This is a genomic window from Nocardia sp. Marseille-Q1738, from assembly GCF_965283145.1.
Map to the genome: position 1 here is coordinate 390608 of NZ_CBDIMS010000004.1, position 17636 is coordinate 408243.

Below are 17636 nucleotides of genomic sequence, written 5' to 3' on the forward strand. Positions count from 1 at the left end.
ATACGGTGTGCCCGGGTGAAGAATGGTCGTATGCGAACCGTGCTCATTCTCGGTGCCGGGTTCGGGGGATTGGAGTTGGCCGCCCGCCTGTCGGGTTCGCTGGCCGACGAAGTCGGAGTCGTCCTGGTGGACCGGAACGATTCCTTTACCTTCGGCTTCGCCAAGCTGGAGATCCTGTTCCGGGACGTACCGCCGGAGGCTGTTCGTGTTCCGTACGCCGACCTCGCCCATCCGGGTGTCGAGTTCCGCCAGGAGGAAGTCACCGCGATCGACCCGCGGACCCGTCACGTCGTGACCGACCGATCCGAATACGATCCGGACATTCTCGTCGTCGCGCTCGGCGCCGACTACGACCTCGCCGCGACCCCGGGGTTCGGCGAGGACGGGTACGAGTACTACTCGATCGAGGGCGCCTGCCGGTTGCGGGACCGGCTCGACGGTTTCGACGGCGGGGACGTGATCCTCGCGATTCTGAGCGTCCCTTTCAAGTGCCCGCCCGCGCCCTATGAGGGTGCGATGCTCCTGCACGAGATGCTGACCCGGCGCGGGGTGCGCGACCGCACCCGCATGCAGGTGATCACCCCGATGGACTCGCCGATCCCGGTGTCGCCGGACACGTCCGCTGCCATCGTCGAAGCGCTGACCCGACGCGACATCGAATACTCCCCCGGGCACCGAATCCACGCCCTCGATCCGAGCCGGCACACGGCGGCCACTGGTACCGGCGATCTCGCCTACGACCTGTTCATCGGCATCCCGAAGCACCGAGTTCCGGCCGTCGTCGAGGCATCGGGGCTGACCGTGGGCGGCACGGACGGCTGGATCGCCGTCGACCCGCGCACCCTCGAAACGCCATATCCGGACGTCTACGCCATAGGCGACTGCGCCGATGCCCCGGTCCCGCGCGCGGGCGTCTTCGCCGAGGACGCCGCCCGAACGGTCGCGGCGGGCATCGCAGCGAAGCTGCGTGGGTCGACGCCGTCCGAGAAGTACCTGGGCCGGGGCGTGTGCCATATCGAGTTCGGAGGCGGGCTGGTCGGCAAAGTCGACGCCGATTTCCTCTCCGGTCCGGCGCCGGTGGCGCCGTTCTCCGCGCCCTCGGCAGAACTCGCCCGAGAGAAGGCCGACTCGGCCGCCGCCCGGCTCGACCGCTGGTTCAGCCGCTGATCGCGCGGTCGTCCGCCTCGCCCTCTCGCCACGCCTTTGTGAGCACATCGGCGATCTCAGCCAGTCCGGATGCCACGGTCATCCGCCAATGCGTTGTCGATACGGCGTGGTTGTGGATTGTGCCGTCGACGATCTCACTCCAGAGCGTGGCGCCGACGCAGCCGGTGGGGTCGTCCAGGGCGGCGGTGAAGTACACGACGTCACCCCGGTACACCGGCGGCCGGTAGGTGCTGCGCAAGGCGACGGAGTGCACCGCGGCGTCGAGGATCCGGGTGACCCGCTCGGCGCCGAAAGAGGCGAACGGTTCGGGCAGTTCGGTGAACATCTGCGGCAGCGCCGCCCAATCCAGTTCCGCGACGTTACCCAGATCCCCCGCCGCTGCACCGAGCAAACCGCCGATCAGCTCGGCCACCGGCACCTGACCGGCGTCGCTGACCGGCGTGCCGGGCGGGTCGGCCATGTAGCTGTCCATCACCGCCAACAAGGCCACGGTTTCGCCCTCGCCTTGCAGCTGCACCGCCATCTCATGCGCGATGACCCCGCCGAAGGACCACCCCAGCAGATGGTAGGGACCCTCCGGCTGCACCTCACGGATCAGCTCGACATACCGGGCCGCCCAGTCCTGGATCGAGTCCGGCATCACCGCCTCCGCGGTGGCCAGCACCGGGGTCTGCAAACCATAAATGGGCCGGTCCGGATCGAGGTAGGCGGCCAACCCCGCATACGACCAGGAGATTCCCGACACCGGATGCACGCAGAACAGCGGCGCCGCCGAACCCCCCGGCCGCAGCGGCAACAACATCTCGAACGCCGCCTCGCTCTCCACACCACCGCTGGCGCGGCGCGCCAGATCCGCCACCAACTCACCAGGAGTTGGCGCGGTGAACACCCGCATCACCGGCACCTTCGTGCCCAACACACCCGACAGCCGAGCGGACAGCTTCGCCGCGATCAGCGAGTTCCCACCGTGCTCGAAGAAGTTGTCGTCCATCCCGAACCGGTCCACACCCAACACCTGCGCGAACGCCGCGGCCACGATCTCCTCCACCGGGGTGGCGGGGGCGCGGAATTCCCGCGCCCGGAATTGCGGGGCGGGCAGGGCACGACGGTCGAGTTTGCCGTTCACCGTCAACGGCACGGTGTCGATCACCACGATCGCGGCGGGCACCATATAACCGGTCAGGAACTCGCCGACCTGGGTGCGGAGTTCGATCGGGTCCAGCCGCGCGCCTGGCTTGGGCCGGACATAGCCGATGAGTTGATCGCCGAGTGTGACATCGGCGCGAACCAGCGCAACAGCCTGGCTCACGCCCGGGCAGCGCAGCAACGCGGCTTCGATCTCCCCGAGTTCGATCCGGAAACCACGCAACTGCACCTGCTGATCACCCCGCCCGCTGTAAGCCAGCCCGGGCTCACCACTCGATGAGGTCCAGCGTGCCAGATCCCCCGACCGATACATCCGCGACCCCGGCGGCCCGAAGGGATTCGCCACGAACCGCGTCGCGGTCAACCCCGCCCGCCCCAAGTACCCGCGCGACAGCTGACTCCCGTCGACATAGATCTCACCGGGAGTGCCGAAAGGTGCGGGACGCAAACGGATATCCAGCACATGGGTGTCCAGCCCGGGCAGTGCCCGGCCGATGAGGCTTGCCGGGCTGTCCACCACGTGTTCATCGAGCGGCAGGAATGACACGTGCACGGTGGTTTCGGTGATGCCGTACATATTCACCAACCGCGGCGCGTCGACCGGGTGACGCTCATACCAGCTCCGCAGGTGGCGCAGATCCAGCGCCTCGCCACCGAAGATCACGTACCGCAGCGCGAATTCTCCGGTCGTGGCCGAAGCCCCTCGGTCGGCCTCCCCGAGTTGGCGGAATGCCGACGGGGTCTGGTTCAGCACCGTCACCTTCTCCCGGATGAGCAACTCCCGCAACAGCTCCGGGGATCGGGAGGTCACGTAATCGACCACCACCACACTGCCGCCGGTCGCCAGCGCGCACCACAACTCCCACACCGAGAAATCGAACGCGAACGAATGGAACACCGTCCACACATCACGCTCGTCGAACCCGAACAACGGGCGCGTATTGGTCAACAACTCCACCACATTCCGGTGGGTCACCCCCACACCCTTCGGCACACCGGTGGAGCCGGAAGTATAGATGACGTACGCGAGGTTGTCCGGCCGCAGCGGCGCCACCCGCTCGGCGTCGGTCACCGGATCGTCGGCGAACTCCCCCGTCTGCTCCAGCAACACCACCGGCAGCCCGGTGTCCGGCAAAGCTGCCCGTTCCTCGGCGGTGGTCAGCACGCACACCGGAGCCGCGTCCGCGAGCACACCCACCAGACGCTGCGCCGGATAGGTGAGATCGATCGGCAGGTACGCCGCACCCGACATGAGCACACCCAACAGAGCGACCGGCAACTCCTCGGTACGCGACACCGCCACCGCCACCACCGATTCCGGCCCCGCCCCCGCCGCGATCAACGCACGCGCAACCCGGTTCGCACCACGGTACAAACCATCGAAACTCAACGTCGCGTCGCCGCAGCGGATGGCCACCGCATCCGGTCTGCGGCGAGCCTGCTCCCCGATCAACTCGGGCAGTGTCGCAGCAGGCGCGAAAGTGATAGCGCCTGGTATCCCCGACTGTGCCAGGCCGACCTGGCTCGATTGCGCGGCGGGCAGGCCACCGGCGAGGACATCCTCAGCCTCGACTTCGTCGAGAATGTCGATGTCCCACACCAGCGTCGAGGGTTTGCCCGCCGCCGCGGACACGATGCGTTCGAAGCGGCGGCCGAAGGCGTGGACGGTGGATTCATCGAAAAGGTCCGTGGCGTAAGTGAAAGTCACGCCCAACTCCGCATGGCCACCGTCGTCGCCGACCCGCGGTTCGACGATCACTTGCAGGTCGAACTTGGCCATGATCGCGCCGTTGTCGAGTGCGGTCACCGCCAGATCCGGCAGCTCGAGCGTGGGCTGCTCGAGGTTCTGGAACGAGAGCATCACGTTGAACAGTGGGTTGTGCGCTCCGGTGCGCGCCGGGTCGATTTCCTCGACCACGCGTTCGAAAGGTATGTCGGCGTTGCCGAATGCCGAAAGAGCCGTTTCCCTGGAGCGATCGACCAGGTCGTGGAAGGTTGCCCCGGGATCGACTTCGACGCGCAGGGCGAGTGTGTTGACGAACATCCCGACCAGATCGTCCAGAGCTCGTTCGCCGCGACCCGCGATGGGCGTACCGATCACGATGTCCGTGCCGCCGGACAGCCGCCCCAGCAGCGCCGCGAGAGCGGCGTGGACCACCATGAACAATGTCGCGTTGTGGTCACGCGCGATCCGGCCTAGTCGTTCATGGACATCCGCCGGGATGGTGATGGTGGTCGACGCACCGCGCATCGACGGCGTCGACCTGCGCGGGCGATCCATCGGCAGCTCCGGTGGTCCGGCCAACCCGGCCAGTTGGTCGCGCCAATACGACAGCTGCTGTGCGGCAATGGAATTCTCGTCGGCCGCGGTGCCGATGGTGGCGTGCTGCCAGAGGGCGAAGTCGGCGTACTGCACCGGCAATGGCGACCAGTCCGGCGCACCGCCGCCGGTGCGGGCGAGGTAGGCGGTCACCAGATCGCGGGCCAGGGGTGCGAGCGACGCCCCGTCGGCGGAAATATGGTGCACCACGAGGACGAGCAGATGATCGTCGCCGGAGCTGAACAGCCGCAGCCGGACAGGTACGGACGCGGTCACATCGAAACCGGTGGACATCAGCCCGGCCACGGTGTCCATCACGTCGGTGGTGTCGTGTTCGACCACCAGACCCTCGGGCAGTACGGCATCGGCCGACAGGATCTCCTGATACGGAATACCGTCGGAGTCGGCCGGGAAACGCGTGCGCAGCACCTCGTGGCGTTCCAGCACGTCGGCGACCGCGAGGCGCAGCGCGGGCACGTCGAGGGCGCCGGTCAGCCGGAGGGCGAAGGGCATGTTGTAAGCGGCGGAGTCCGGCTCGATGCGGTTGAGCAACCACATCCGCTGTTGCGCCAGCGAGAGCGGTACGCGGTCCGGACGCGCCGACCGGACGAGCGGTACACGGGTGCCCCCGCTGCGGCGTACCGCCCTGGTGGCCAACGCCGAAACACGGGACGCCTCGAACAGGTCACGCACGGTGACCTGTGACTGCATCGTCTCGTTCAGCCTGGCAACCACCCGCGTCGCGAGCAGTGAGTTGCCGCCGAGGGCGAAGAAGTCGTCCTCCGCGCCCACCCGGTCGACGCCGAGCAGGTCGGCGAACACCTGGGCAACGGCTTGCTCGGCGGGTGTGCGGGCCTGGCAGTATTCCCTGCTCTCGAACACCGGCTCCGGTAGTGCTCGGCGATCCAGTTTGCCGCTCGCGTTCAGCGGCAGCGCGGGCAACGCGACAATTGCGCACGGGACCATGTATGCGGGGAGGACCGCGGAGATCGCGTGCAGCAGTTGGTGTTGGTCGATGTCGTGTCCGGGTGCCGGGACCGCGTAGGCGGCCAGTTGCTCGCCCAGCGCGGAAGAGACCACGGCCGCGGCGGCTTGACTGACCGAGGGTTGGGCCAGCAGCGCGGTTTCGATCTCGCCCAACTCGATGCGCTGGCCACGGAACTTCACCTGGAAATCGGTGCGCCCCACATACTCCAGCCGCTGCGCCCGACCCGCGGCCGGCTCGCGCCAGATCACCAGATCACCCGTGCGATACATCCTCGACCCGGCAGCGAACGGGTTGGCCACGAACCGTCCCGCGGTCTGCGCGGCCTGCGCGACATACCCGCGGGCGAGCTGATCACCCGCCAGATACAACTCACCGGCCACCCCCGCAGGCACCGGCCGCAACCGCGAATCCAACACAAACACTTGGGTGTTCCACTGCGGCCGACCGATCGGCACCGTGTGGGTGTCGGAACTATCGGCGGGCCAGTAGGTGACCGACACCGCCGCCTCGGTCGGACCGTACAAGTTGTGCACCCGCGCATCGGTCACCGCAGCCACCGCACGCACCGTCCGCGGCGGCAGCGCTTCGCCGATCACGAACACATCCCGCAAACTCGCCAAGCTTCCCGCGGGGGTGTGTGCGGCGAACTCGCTCAACATCGTCGGCACGAAATCGGTGACCGTCACCCCGTGCGCGGCGATGGCGGCAGCGAGGTAGGCCGGGTCACGGTGGCCGTCGTGGTCGGCGACAACAAGCTTCGCCCCCACCCGCAACGGCATGAAATAACCCCACAACGACACATCGAACGTCGTCGCGGTCTTCTGCAAATACACCTCCCCCACACCCATCGGATACTCGGCGAGCATCCACTCGATCTGATTGACGATCGCCCCATGCGAAACCGCCACACCCTTCGGACGCCCAGTCGACCCCGACGTGAAAATCACATACGCCACATGCTCCGGCAACACCCGCCGCAACAATTCCTCCGCAAAGATCGGCGCGCCCGACCGCAAACCGGTATCGAGAGTGTCCAGATACAGCACCGGTATATGCGACGGAACGGGAATGGTGTCCACGGTCGTGGTGAGCACACACACCGGCTGGGCGGTATCGAGCACATGCCCGATCCGCTCAGCCGGATGATCCGGATCCAACGGCACATACGCCCCACCCGCGGTCAGGATGGCATACATCCCGACCACCAAATCCAGCGACCGCCGCACCGCCAACCCCACCAACGACTCCGCACCCACACCATGCTCGATCAACACCCGCGCGAGCTGATTGACCCGCTCATCGAAGTCCCGGTAGGTCAACTGCTGATCCCCAAACACAACCGCGACTCTGTCTGGATGCTGTGCCACCGCACGCCGGTAGCCGTCGAGGAGCAGACCTGGAGTAACCGGATGCCGAGTATCGTTCCAGTGGACCAAGATCGCGGCGCGTTCAGCCGCATCCAGCAGATCGATCTCCCCCACCGCGCGATCCGCCGAATCGGCCACCGCCGTGAGGATTCCGCACAACCGTCGCGCGAAGCCCGCGATCGTGGCCTCGTCGAACAGGTCGGTGGAGTAGGTGAACGCCGCCGAAATCCCCAGCGGTGTCCGCTCGTCCTCGCGGGGCAGCATGGTCAGTTCGAGGTCGAACTTCGTCAGTGGCACGGTGAAGTCGAGCGCGGAGACGTTCAGCGCGGGCAGTTGCAGGGTGGAGGGCGCGAAGTTCTGGAAGGTCAGCATGGCCTGGAACAGCGGGTGGTGCGCACTCGACCGCACCGGGTCGAGTAGCTCCACCAAGCGTTCGAATGGTACTTCGGCATGCCCGAACGCTTCGACGTCCCTGCCGCGCACCTGCTCCAGCAGCTCCGCGAAACTGTGGCCGGGGTCGATTTGCGTGCGCAGGGCGAGGGTGTTGACGAACATGCCGATCAAACCGCTCACTGCCGCGTCGCCGCGACCCGCGACCGGCGTACCCACAGTGATGTCACCGGTGTTCGACAACCGCGCCAGCAGCACCGCGTACGCGGCATGCGCGACCATGAAGAGAGTGGCGTCGTGCCGGTTCGCCAACCTGTTCAACGCCGCATGCACCGACGCGTCGAGCTTGAACTCATACGTCGCGCCGCGACCGGTAAACACCGCCGGACGCGGCCGGTCGGCGGGCAGGTCCAGCTTTTCCGGCAGGTCGGCCAACCGGTCGCGCCAAAATCCGATCTGGCGATCCAGAATCGAATCCGGGTCGCCTTCCTCGCCGAGCATTTCCCGCTGCCACAACGTGTAATCCGCGTACTGCAACGGCAGCGGCTCCCAGCCCGGAGCCGCGCCGTCCACCCGAGCCGAATACGCCGTCATCAGATCCGCGGTCAACGGAATCATCGACGAACCGTCCGCGGCGATATGGTGCACCACGCACACGAGCACATGCTCGGTATCGCTCACCCGCAACAGACGCAACCGGATCGGCGGGGCTGCCGTGACATCAAAGCCCTCGATCATCGCCGCCGCCGTGTGCTCGGGGATCTCGGCTTCGGTGACCTCCAGCACCACCAACTCGGGTACCGCACCCGGCTCCGAAACCGCATGCACCCGTTGGCTACCCACGCCATCGTGCTCCGGGTAGCTGGTGCGCAGTACCTCGTGCCGCGCCACCAGATCCCCGATCGCTGCGCGCAGCGCGGCCACGTCCAGCGCACCGCTGAGCCGCACCGCCAGCGGAATGTTGTTGCTCGCGCTCGCCGGGTCGAACCGGTTCAAAAACCACATCCGCTGCTGCGCATACGACAACGGCACCCGCTCCGGCCGCGCCATCGGACGCGGTGACGGATGGGCTATCTGGGTCAGCTCCCGCAACCGCTCGGCCAGTCGTGCCACCACCGACGCCTCGAACAACAACGCGACCGGAACCCGCACACCCAGCGCGGTACCGAGCCGGGCGGCGGCCTGGGTGGCGATCAGCGAATTGCCGCCGAGTTCGAAGAAGTCGTCGTTCGCACCTACCCGATCGGTGTCGCCGCAGTTCTCCTGCAGCAGTAGGGCGGCGAAGGTGTTGGCGACCAACCGCTCCGCCGCGGTGGCGGGCGCCCGGAATTCCCGCACGGTGAGCACCGGCTCGGGCAACGCTGCGCGATCCAGTTTCCCGACCGGCGTCAGCGGCAGTTCGTCGAGCACCGTGATCGCGGCCGGAATCATGTATGCCGGTAGGGTTTTCGCGATGAATTCGGTGAGTTCTGTCGTGTCCAGAGCGACTCGGCCGTGGTCCGGGCTGCACGTAGCGCGTGGCAGCACGTAGGAGACCAGTGCTTTGCTACCGGAGGGTAGCGTCGTGCCCAGCGTCGCGGCGTAGTCGACATCCGGATGCGCGGTCAACGCGTTGTCGATCTCGTCCAGCTCGATCCGCAAGCCCCGGATCTTCACCTGGAAATCCACCCGGCCGTGGTACTCGAGCAATCCCTCCGGGGTCCGCCGCACCAGGTCACCGGTGCGATACATCCGGGTGCCGGGGATCGCGCCGAACGGATTGGCGACGAATCGGTCCGCGCTCAGCCCAGGCCGTCCGAGATATCCCTGAGCGAGAGCCGGTCCGGATAGATACAGTTCGCCGATCACGCCGGGTGGCACCATTCGTAACCTCGCGTCGAGCACGTGGACGCCGAGGGATGGGACCGGCGTGCCGATGTGCGTCGGGTCGTCCGGGCGTAGTGCTTCGGTGCCGGTGGCGAAGATGGTGGTCTCGGTGGGCCCGTACACGATGTAGAACGACCGACCGCCGCTCGCCCACCGCGCGACCAACTCCGGACCCACCCGCTCCCCACCACACAAAATCGCCCGCAGATCATCCAGCCCCACCGGATCCAGCGACTCCAACGCCCCCGGAGTGATACACAGATGCGTCACCCGCTCCCGCCGCAACAAATCCGCCAGCTCCACCCCCGCGAACACCGTCGGCGGCGCCACCACCAACGTCGCACCCGCCGAAAACGCCAACAACATCTCGATCACCGAAAAATCGAAACTCGGCGTACACAGATGCGACACCCGCGACCCCCGAGACACCCCCCGCACCCCAACCTCATGCTCGACCAACGCCGCCAAACCCGCATGCGTGACCGCGACACCCTTCGGCTTGCCCGTCGACCCGGAGGTATAGATCACATACGCCACATGCTGCTCGGTCAGCGGACGTAGTCGATCCAGATACGACACCGAATGAGCGGGCTCGGCGGCGATTTTTTCCCGATGAACCGGTGCGTCCAGTTCGATCCACTCCACGCCTGCACTGGGCAGCCCCACCCGATGCACCGAGGTGGTTACCCCCAGCACCGCACCGGAGTCCGCAAGCATGTGCGCGATGCGATCCGCCGGGTAGGCCGGGTCGACGGGCACGTAGGTGGCGCCGGTCTTCGCGACCGCCCACACGGCCAGCACCGACTCCACCGAGCGGGTGATGGCCACCGCGACGAAGTCTCCGGGTCCCACCCCGTACCCGATCAGGTACCGAGCCAGCCGGGATGAGGTCGCGTCCAGCTCCCGATAAGTCAGCTCACGCTGATCAGCCGGATCACCGGTCGGGTTGTATCGCAGCGCTGCGGAGTCGAACGCCGTGTCCACCGCGGCGGTGAGCAACTGCGGAAACAGGAGATTACGTGCTCTTGAATGATGGGCGCGACGTGCGGAACGACGTGACGGGGTCATACGGTGGCGAGTTCACTCTCTGGTCGATCATTGTCCGCCCTGGCTATGGAGCCAGAAGCAGTGCCTCAAATGCGTGAACCATGACCCGAGCGTGCAGAACGGACCTTAGCGAACGCCGATCGAATCGGCGCGCCGAGGTTGGGAAAGCTCATAGGAGTACCCAGTCCCGCGTTGTGCCATGACATCGTGTGATGCGAAAAACATCGCGATGAGAAGGTTTCCGACTGGAGGTCAGTTGTGATGAAGATCACTTCACATCAATCACGCTATTGTCGTAAGGCGACCGCCCCACCATCGCACGGCCGATCCAGCGAAGCCGAATCGGCGCCCGCGACGGCGGCGAGACGAGCCCCAGCAGGTCGGAACCCTACTCCTCGGTCGTCACCCGCAACACGTGAGTAGGAAGTTGCTCCGGGTCCGCGGCCCGCAACGTAACTTACGGTCGGGTCGATGTCAGTCGAAGGAGTAGCCGTGACGAGGTCGTGGTGGGGATGGGGAAACGTCGAGGACGCGGTCACCGGCACCGAACGAGCGGCGCTGACGAAACGCGTAGCGGCCCTCCTGCCCGAGGCCGACCTCGCGGTGCACGAGGCGCCCGATCCGGTGTCGTTGGAGGTGCCCGCTCCCCGCGTTCAACTGCCGAGTTCGCTGGCTCATCTGGCGTCGGAAGATCTCCGTGATCGCATCTCGCACGGGCACGGGCAGGCATTCCGTGACGTAGTACGCACCCTGCTCGGCCGCATCGATCATGTACCCGATCAAGTCGTGCGGCCGCGGACCGAGCAGGACGTGGTCGACGTCCTGGACTGGTGCGCGAGCGCGGGCGTCGCGGCGGTGCCGTTCGGCGGTGGAACGTCGGTCGTTGGTGGTGTCGAACCGCGGTGCACCGGCGACTACGCCGGCGCCATCGCACTGGATCTCGGCCGCCTGGGGCGGGTCGTCGAACTCGATCGCACCAGCCGCGCGGCGCGGATCCAAGCGGGCATACTCGGCCCCGCGCTGGAAGCCGCACTGCGCCCGGATGGCTTGTCGCTGCGGCACTTTCCGCAGTCATTCGAGTTCTCCACGCTCGGAGGTTGGCTGGCCACCCGAGCGGGCGGCCACTACGCGACCGTCTACACCCACATCGACGACATGGTGGAGTCGATGCGGGTGGTGACGCCGATCGGGATCAGCGAATCGCGCCGGGTGCCCGCATCGGGCGCGGGCCCCTCGCCGGACCGGATGTTCCTCGGGTCCGAGGGCATCCTCGGAGTGATCACCGAGGCGTGGATGCGATTGCAGGATCGTCCGCGCTGGCGCGCCGGAGCATCGGTGGTGTTCGACGATTACGGCAATGCCATCGCCGCCACACGGACGATCGCCCAGGCCGGGCTGTATCCGGCGAACTGCAGGCTACTCGATCCGGTCGAGGCCTTCATCAACGCGGGAACCAGCGCCGCAGGAGGGGTTCTGGTCCTCGGATTCGAGTCCGCCGACCATCCGGTGGACGAAACGATGCGGCGTGCGGTGCAGATCTGCCGCGACCACGGCGGCACGACCCCCGACGGGGTCCGCACCACCGATTCGGCGCACGACACCGCGCGCCCGGGCGCGGCGGACGCCTGGCGCTCGTCGTTCCTGCGGATGCCGTATCAGCGCGACGCACTCGCCACCCAGTCGATGATCGTCGAAACGTTCGAAACCGCCTGCACCTGGGACCGTTTCGACGCCCTGCGGGAGAAGGTGCTCGCCGCCGCGACCGCCGCGTTCCATTCCGCCGGCGTGACCGGCGTGGTCACCTGCCGGTTCACTCACGTCTACCCGGACGGGCCCGCGCCCTACTTCGGCGTCTATGCCGGTGGCCGCTGGGGCCGGACCGTCGAGCAATGGGACGAGATCAAAACCGCGGTGTCGGAGGCACTGGAGACCTCCGGCGCCACCATTACCCACCACCACGCCGTCGGCCGGGACCACCGCCCTTGGTACGACCGCCAGCGACCCGAACCTTTCGCCGCCGCTCTTCGCGCGGCCAAATCGACGCTCGACCCGGCGGGCATCCTCAATCCCGGTGTCCTGATCGACCCGACGGCGAGGTGACCGTCACACCGATGCAGGCAAGCAGGCTCTCGTCGCCGCCGAGCGGGGTGTTCCCGAGTTCCTGAACCGGACCTTCAACGCGCCGAAGCCGAGCGAACGCGCGCAACTCACCGCACTGCTCGGAACGTTATTGGTCGCCGACTGGAGTGGTCGGACAAGCTCGTTGATGACTCCAGCACAACAGCGCGGAGTGAGACGAACCATGGCCCTGGGTTTCGATGACAGGAGAGACTGTCTCGCGCGGCCGGACTTCAGCCGACTTTGGCGAAGAACCGCCGGATGTCGCCGACGAGCAGTTCGGGTGCCTCGTGCGCGGCGAAGTGGCCTGCGGCATCGTTCGGACCGCCGATCGCCGAGCCTGCGTCGTAGGAGTTCCAGCTGACGATGTTGCTGTGGTCACGCTCGGCGAACCGGCGGATCGACTGGAAATCGCCCTTGAACATGGCAAGTGCGGTGGGGGTCGTGGTCGAGCCGGTCGGGCGGTCGGTGCTGTGCGCCTCCTCGTAGTAGTACCGGACCGAGGAGGCCGCGGTGCCGGTCAGCCAGTAGAGGGCAACGTTGCCGATGACGAAATCGGCGTCCAGACTCTCACCGAAAAGCTGTGTGTTCCAACCCAGCAGGCCAATCGGCGAATCGGAGAGCGCGTAGGCCAGCGTCTGCGGCTGCTGGCTGCACAGGATGTTGAAGGCCATCTTGTGGTCCTGGAACCACTTCAGGTGCTCGAGCGCCGCCAGATCCTCCGGCGAGAGGTCGACGAACTCGGCCGGATCGCCGGACGGGAACGAAAACAGCTGTGTCACATGGACACCCACTACCCGGTCCGGCGCCAGGCGACCGATCTCCGGGGAGACCATCGAGCCGCCGTCATTGCCGATCGCACCGAAGCGCTGGTAACCGAGCCGATCCATCAGCTCGATCCAGGCCTTGGCGACGCGCCGCATGGTCCAGCCGGTGCTGTGCGTCGGGCCGGAGAAGCCCATGCCGGGCAGCGCCGGAATCACCAGGTGGAAGGCGGGATCCTCAGCAGACTCCGGCGCGGTCAGCGACTCGATGACGTCGAGGAACTCGAGCACCGAGCCGGGCCAGCCGTGGGTGAGGACCACCGGCAGCGCGTCTGCGCGAGCTGACCGGATGTGCAGAAAGTAGATGTTCTCGCCATCGATCTCAGTGGTGAACTGCGGGTAGGCGTTCAGCTTCGCCTCGAGCGCCCGCCAGTCGAAGGTCTCCAGCCAGTACTGCGCCAGGCCGCGCACCCGATCCTCGGGCACCCCGTAGGAGTCGCCGACGCCGCGCAGTTCGCTCGGCCACAGGGAGCGGCGCAGACGGTCGGCAAGATCGTCGAGCTTGGTCTGCGGAATGTCGACCTCGAAGGGGTTGATGCTCATGGCGATCTCCTATGGAAACGGAATGCTTCGTTCTGTTTGAAGAGTATCAGAACGGATCATTCCGTTCAAGCACTGAAGTCACGCCGAACCAGGTGATGCTCCAGCTCAGAACCCGACCGCGCACAACGCACGCTGCAGGATCAGCATGCGGCGGGCGTGCCTCGCTGCGAGCTGCGGCGCCTATTTCCACGAAAGTCGTTTTGCCACAGTCAGAGTTCTGGCAGAACAGCCTGCGGACCCGCAATCCGCTCAGCTTCCACTCGGCTGGTTCGGCAGTGAACGCGTCACTGCCGAACTCGGCGCCGTTCGTGCGCGGCTTATTCGGCTGAGCCGACTTCACGGCCGCTCATCGAGCGGCCGTGCCGCCTCCGCCTGACAGGCTGCTGATCGCGCAGACCAGCGCCACGAACGGGTCGGTGATACCACCACAGCTCCCTGCGACCGACACGGCCGGTGCGGGCGCCTGCGGTTCGAGCGGCAACGGCGCCGCGGCGGCCGCCCCAGCACCGGTCAGGGTTGCGGCACCGATCAGGGCGGCGGCAAATCCACGTACTGCGAACATTCGAACTCCTCGTGCATCGGGTAGACGGCCGAACCTAATCGGCAAGCCCCTCACCACGCATGACCCGAATTGTGTTGTCCTCGAATCGGGGGTGCAGAATTCAGTTATTGGTCGAAGCCAGGTCGTCGTCGCGGGGCTCTGGGCACAGAGTCCGTGATCGACCCAGGTCGGATATATTGGGGCGCAGTGGAGTTGGCTGGTTTGCCGACCGATCGACATGCTCACCGACCGCAGCACCGAGAGCCTGACCGCCTGGCTTCCAGACCGTCCCGGCATCGAGATCATCTGCCGCGACCGAGCCGGCGCCTACGCCGAAGCAGCGGCCAAAGGCGCACCGCCAGCGATTCAGGTCGCTGATCGTTGGCACCTGTGGAACAACCTCGGCGACGCCGTCGAACGCACCGTCGCCCGCCACCTGACCGCGGTGCCCGACCTCGACGATCCACCGGTACTGCCCGACATCAGCGAGGTCGCGGCGGCGCTGCCGCACGGCCCTGTCGAACCACCCAACGATCACCAAATATGGGCCAGAACCAGTATTCAGCCGGACGCGACAGCTCGGCCCTTGTTCGGGGTGGACGTTGTCCGGGGTGCTCGATTTCCTGCAACCGTGCTCTACCAGCCCGCTACGCCATATCCGCCCGATTTTCGGCGATTACTACCGGGACCCCGATGGGGATTGCCTGCCCCGCGGAGTGAGTGTACAGTCACTCACATGCCCAAGCGAGGAGCCACCCTCTCCACATCCGATGCCCGCCGCGAGGCTGTCGTCGACGCGGCGATCGCGGAGTTCGCCAAAACCGGATACCACGGGACGCCGATCAACACCGTGGCATCTGCGGCAGGCATTTCGCCCGCGTACGTATTCAAGCTCTTCCCGAGCAAGGTCGAGCTGTTCGTGGCCGCACTGGACCGCTGCTACGAGCTGGTCGAACGATCGTTGGCGACCGGCGCGGCGCGCGTGCCGGGCAATGAGCCGGAGAAGGTCCTGCACGAGATGGGTGGCGCGTACGCCGAGCTGATCGCCGATAAGAGCCTGCTCATGCTGCAGGTTCACGCCCAGTCAGCCGCCGACATCCCGGAAATCGCCGACGCCGTGCGCCGTGGTCTGCATCGGGTGACCGACTACGCGAAGACCCGTTCGGACGCGACCGACGATCAGGTGCAGCGGTTCATGGCGTATGGCCAGCTGTGCCACCTGATCACCACGCTCGGGCTCGACGAAAACGAGGGCAGCTGGGCGGCGGTCCTCACCGCCGGCATCCGGCACCCGCATGCCCGCACCGGGTCAGAAGGGGGGTGACCCGAATGTCAGCAGGCCGAGCGATGTCCTGAGCCCAGTCCAGTACTTCTCAGCCCCCGCGGGGGCATTTTCTTCACAAACAGAGTGATTGATCAGTCACACACTAGGAGTTGATCCATGTCCCACACCACGGCCACGACGCCGACCATTGCCGTAGAAGTCGTACTGCCCGGGCGGGTGGAGCCGCACGAATTGCTGATCACCCGGCGCGAACTGCCACCGCCGCGGCCCGGCCGAGCTCTGGTGCGCGTCGAGGCCACCGGGGTCTCGTTCGCCGAGCAGCAGATGCGGCGCGGCAAGTACTACGACCAGCCGCCATTTCCGTTCACGCCCGGCTACGACCTGGTCGGCGAGGTGATAGCCGTCGGCGCCGACGGTGACGCGGCACTGCTCGGACAGCGGGTCGCGGCGCTGACGAAGGTGGGCGGCTGGAGCAGCCACCTCGTATTGGAGGCCGCCGACCTGGTCCCGGTGCCCACCGGCCTGACGGCCGCGGAAGCGGAGACATTCGTGGTCAATGGCATCACCGCGTGGCAGATGCTGCACCGGATCGCGAAAGTCCATGCAGGACAGACGATCGTGGTGCACGGGGCGAACGGCGGTGTCGGATCGACCCTCGTACAGTTGGCCCGCGTCGCGGGCATCCGGGTGATCGGGACGGCGTCGGCCGCCAATGCCGCGGCGGTGGAGGCCATCGGCGCGATCCCGGTCGACTACCGCGGCGATGTGCCGCGGCAGGTGCGGGCTCTGGCCCCCGGCGGTGTGGACGCGGTATTCGACCACGTGGGAGGCCGCAGCGTCGTGGACTCGTTCGGCCTGCTCGCGACCGGCGGGACCCTCGTGGCCTACGGAAGCGCGTCGACGAAGGACGAGGACGGGAACTCCCGGCTCCCGGTGCTGAAGCTGTTCGCACGGTTGGCGTGGTGGAACTTGTTGCCCAACAACCGGTCCGCCCACTTCTACAACATCTGGTCCGGGAAGCGCCGTCGCGCTCGGTTCCGCAGGCGCCTCGCCGAAGACCTCGGAGCCGTCCTCGACTTGGCCGCACGCGGCGAATTGCGCGCCCAGATCGCCGCACGCTTCCCCTTGACCGACGCCGGCCGGGCGCTCGCTCTCGCGGAATCACGCACCGTAACCGGCAAGGTCGTCCTCGTGCCCGAAGAGCTGCGGTGACCCGCGGCCACTCCGTCCCGCTACCCATCCCGAATCCGCAGGAGCCCGCCATGCCCGACAAGCCCTACCTCGCCGGACACTACGAACCCGTCCCGGACGAGATCACCGCACACAACCTGACCGTGCGCGGTGCGGTCCCGCCCGAGCTGAACGGTCGCTACTTCCGCAACGGCCACAACCCGAAACCCGGTGATGTGCCGACGCATTGGTTCAAGGGAGCAGGCATGATCCACGGTCTCCGGCTGCGCGCGGGCCGAGCCGAGTGGTACCGCAACCGATGGGTGAAGACTCCCGCCCTCGACGGAGCGCCCTTGTTCCGCGAGGACGGCAGCGTCGATCTGGCCGCCAGCGTGGCGGGCACGCACATCATCGAGCACGCCGGACGGATCCTCGCGCTACAAGAGGCGAATCTGCAGCGAGCCGGGCCAACGAGGAAGTGATGGACACCTTGATCACAGACTTCCCGACGATCAATGACACCTACGTCGGACGCCGCAACCGCTACAGCTACGCGGTCGCGTTCCCGGGCTCGGGATTCGACGGCATCGGAATCGTCAAGTACGACAACGACGCCGGCGAGCGGTTCCTCGCGCCGACCGGGCCCGGCCGGGTGCCCGGCGAAGCCGTCTTCGTGCCCAGCGCGCAGGCCACCGGCGAGGATGACGGCTACTTGCTCACCATCGTCGGCGATTCCGCCACCGGGACATCGGAACTGCTGATCCTCGACGCCCACGACTTCACTGCCCCTCCCATCGCGGCTGTCGAGCTGCCCCGCCGAGTACCCGGCGGAATCCACGGATCTTGGATCCAGGACTGACCCCT

At 66.9% G+C, this 17636-nt stretch carries 9 protein-coding genes; 6 read left to right on the forward strand and 3 right to left on the reverse strand.

The features are described 5' to 3' along the window. Positions 1-30 precede the first annotated feature (30 nt). Entirely contained in the window at positions 31-1167 is a 1137-nt protein-coding gene (locus tag ACWPXK_RS18415; RefSeq protein WP_454197363.1) for an NAD(P)/FAD-dependent oxidoreductase, read from the forward strand. Here the strand turns inward: ACWPXK_RS18415 and ACWPXK_RS18420 are convergent. Further along, on the reverse strand, positions 1157-10312 hold the full coding sequence (locus tag ACWPXK_RS18420; protein WP_454197364.1) for an amino acid adenylation domain-containing protein: 9156 nt from the start codon (positions 10310-10312) through the stop codon (positions 1157-1159). The genes ACWPXK_RS18415 and ACWPXK_RS18420 overlap by 11 nt on opposite strands. Positions 10313-10762: 450 nt before the next feature. On the opposite strand from ACWPXK_RS18420, the gene ACWPXK_RS18425 reads away from it, so the two are divergent. Beyond that, entirely contained in the window at positions 10763-12391 is a 1629-nt protein-coding gene (locus ACWPXK_RS18425) for an FAD-binding oxidoreductase (RefSeq protein WP_454197365.1), read from the forward strand. 251 nt (positions 12392-12642) lie between these two features. Here the strand turns inward: ACWPXK_RS18425 and ACWPXK_RS18430 are convergent, their stop codons facing one another. Beyond that, positions 12643-13776, reverse strand: coding sequence for an epoxide hydrolase family protein (locus tag ACWPXK_RS18430; RefSeq protein ID WP_454197366.1), 1134 nt, complete (start codon positions 13774-13776; stop codon positions 12643-12645). Between the two features lie 346 nt (positions 13777-14122). Then, positions 14123-14338: a hypothetical protein gene (locus ACWPXK_RS18435; protein WP_195149526.1), complete on the reverse strand. Its 216-nt coding sequence runs from the start codon at positions 14336-14338 to the stop codon at positions 14123-14125. Positions 14339-14549: 211 nt separating this feature from the next. On the opposite strand from ACWPXK_RS18435, the gene ACWPXK_RS18440 reads away from it, so the two are divergent. From ACWPXK_RS18440 to ACWPXK_RS18455, 4 genes are all read left to right on the forward strand, one after another. Next, positions 14550-15641: a TetR family transcriptional regulator gene (locus ACWPXK_RS18440; protein ID WP_454197576.1), complete on the forward strand. Its 1092-nt coding sequence runs from the start codon at positions 14550-14552 to the stop codon at positions 15639-15641. 117 nt (positions 15642-15758) lie between these two features. Continuing rightward, positions 15759-16814, forward strand: coding sequence for a medium chain dehydrogenase/reductase family protein (locus tag ACWPXK_RS18445; protein WP_454197367.1), 1056 nt, complete (start codon positions 15759-15761; stop codon positions 16812-16814). A gap of 50 nt (positions 16815-16864) precedes the next feature. Further along, positions 16865-17254: a carotenoid oxygenase family protein gene (locus ACWPXK_RS18450; RefSeq protein WP_454197368.1), complete on the forward strand. Its 390-nt coding sequence runs from the start codon at positions 16865-16867 to the stop codon at positions 17252-17254. After that, positions 17254-17631, forward strand: a complete 378-nt coding sequence (locus ACWPXK_RS18455; protein WP_454197369.1) for a carotenoid oxygenase family protein — start codon at positions 17254-17256, stop codon at positions 17629-17631. Before ACWPXK_RS18450 ends, ACWPXK_RS18455 begins: the two co-directional genes overlap by 1 nt. Positions 17632-17636: the final 5 nt, after the last annotated feature.

Bases quoted from the DNA above. Each gene is read 5' to 3' on its own strand.
- ACWPXK_RS18415 (WP_454197363.1), top strand. From the start codon at position 31: ATGCGAACCGTGCTCATTCTCGGTGCCGGGTTCGGGGGATTGGAGTTG.
- ACWPXK_RS18420 (WP_454197364.1), bottom strand. From the start codon at position 10,312: ATGACCCCGTCACGTCGTTCCGCACGTCGCGCCCATCATTCAAGAGCA.
- ACWPXK_RS18425 (WP_454197365.1), top strand. From the start codon at position 10,763: ATGTCAGTCGAAGGAGTAGCCGTGACGAGGTCGTGGTGGGGATGGGGA.
- ACWPXK_RS18430 (WP_454197366.1), bottom strand. From the start codon at position 13,776: ATGAGCATCAACCCCTTCGAGGTCGACATTCCGCAGACCAAGCTCGAC.
- ACWPXK_RS18435 (WP_195149526.1), bottom strand. From the start codon at position 14,338: ATGTTCGCAGTACGTGGATTTGCCGCCGCCCTGATCGGTGCCGCAACC.
- ACWPXK_RS18445 (WP_454197367.1), top strand. From the start codon at position 15,759: ATGTCCCACACCACGGCCACGACGCCGACCATTGCCGTAGAAGTCGTA.
- ACWPXK_RS18450 (WP_454197368.1), top strand. From the start codon at position 16,865: ATGCCCGACAAGCCCTACCTCGCCGGACACTACGAACCCGTCCCGGAC.
- ACWPXK_RS18455 (WP_454197369.1), top strand. From the start codon at position 17,254: ATGGACACCTTGATCACAGACTTCCCGACGATCAATGACACCTACGTC.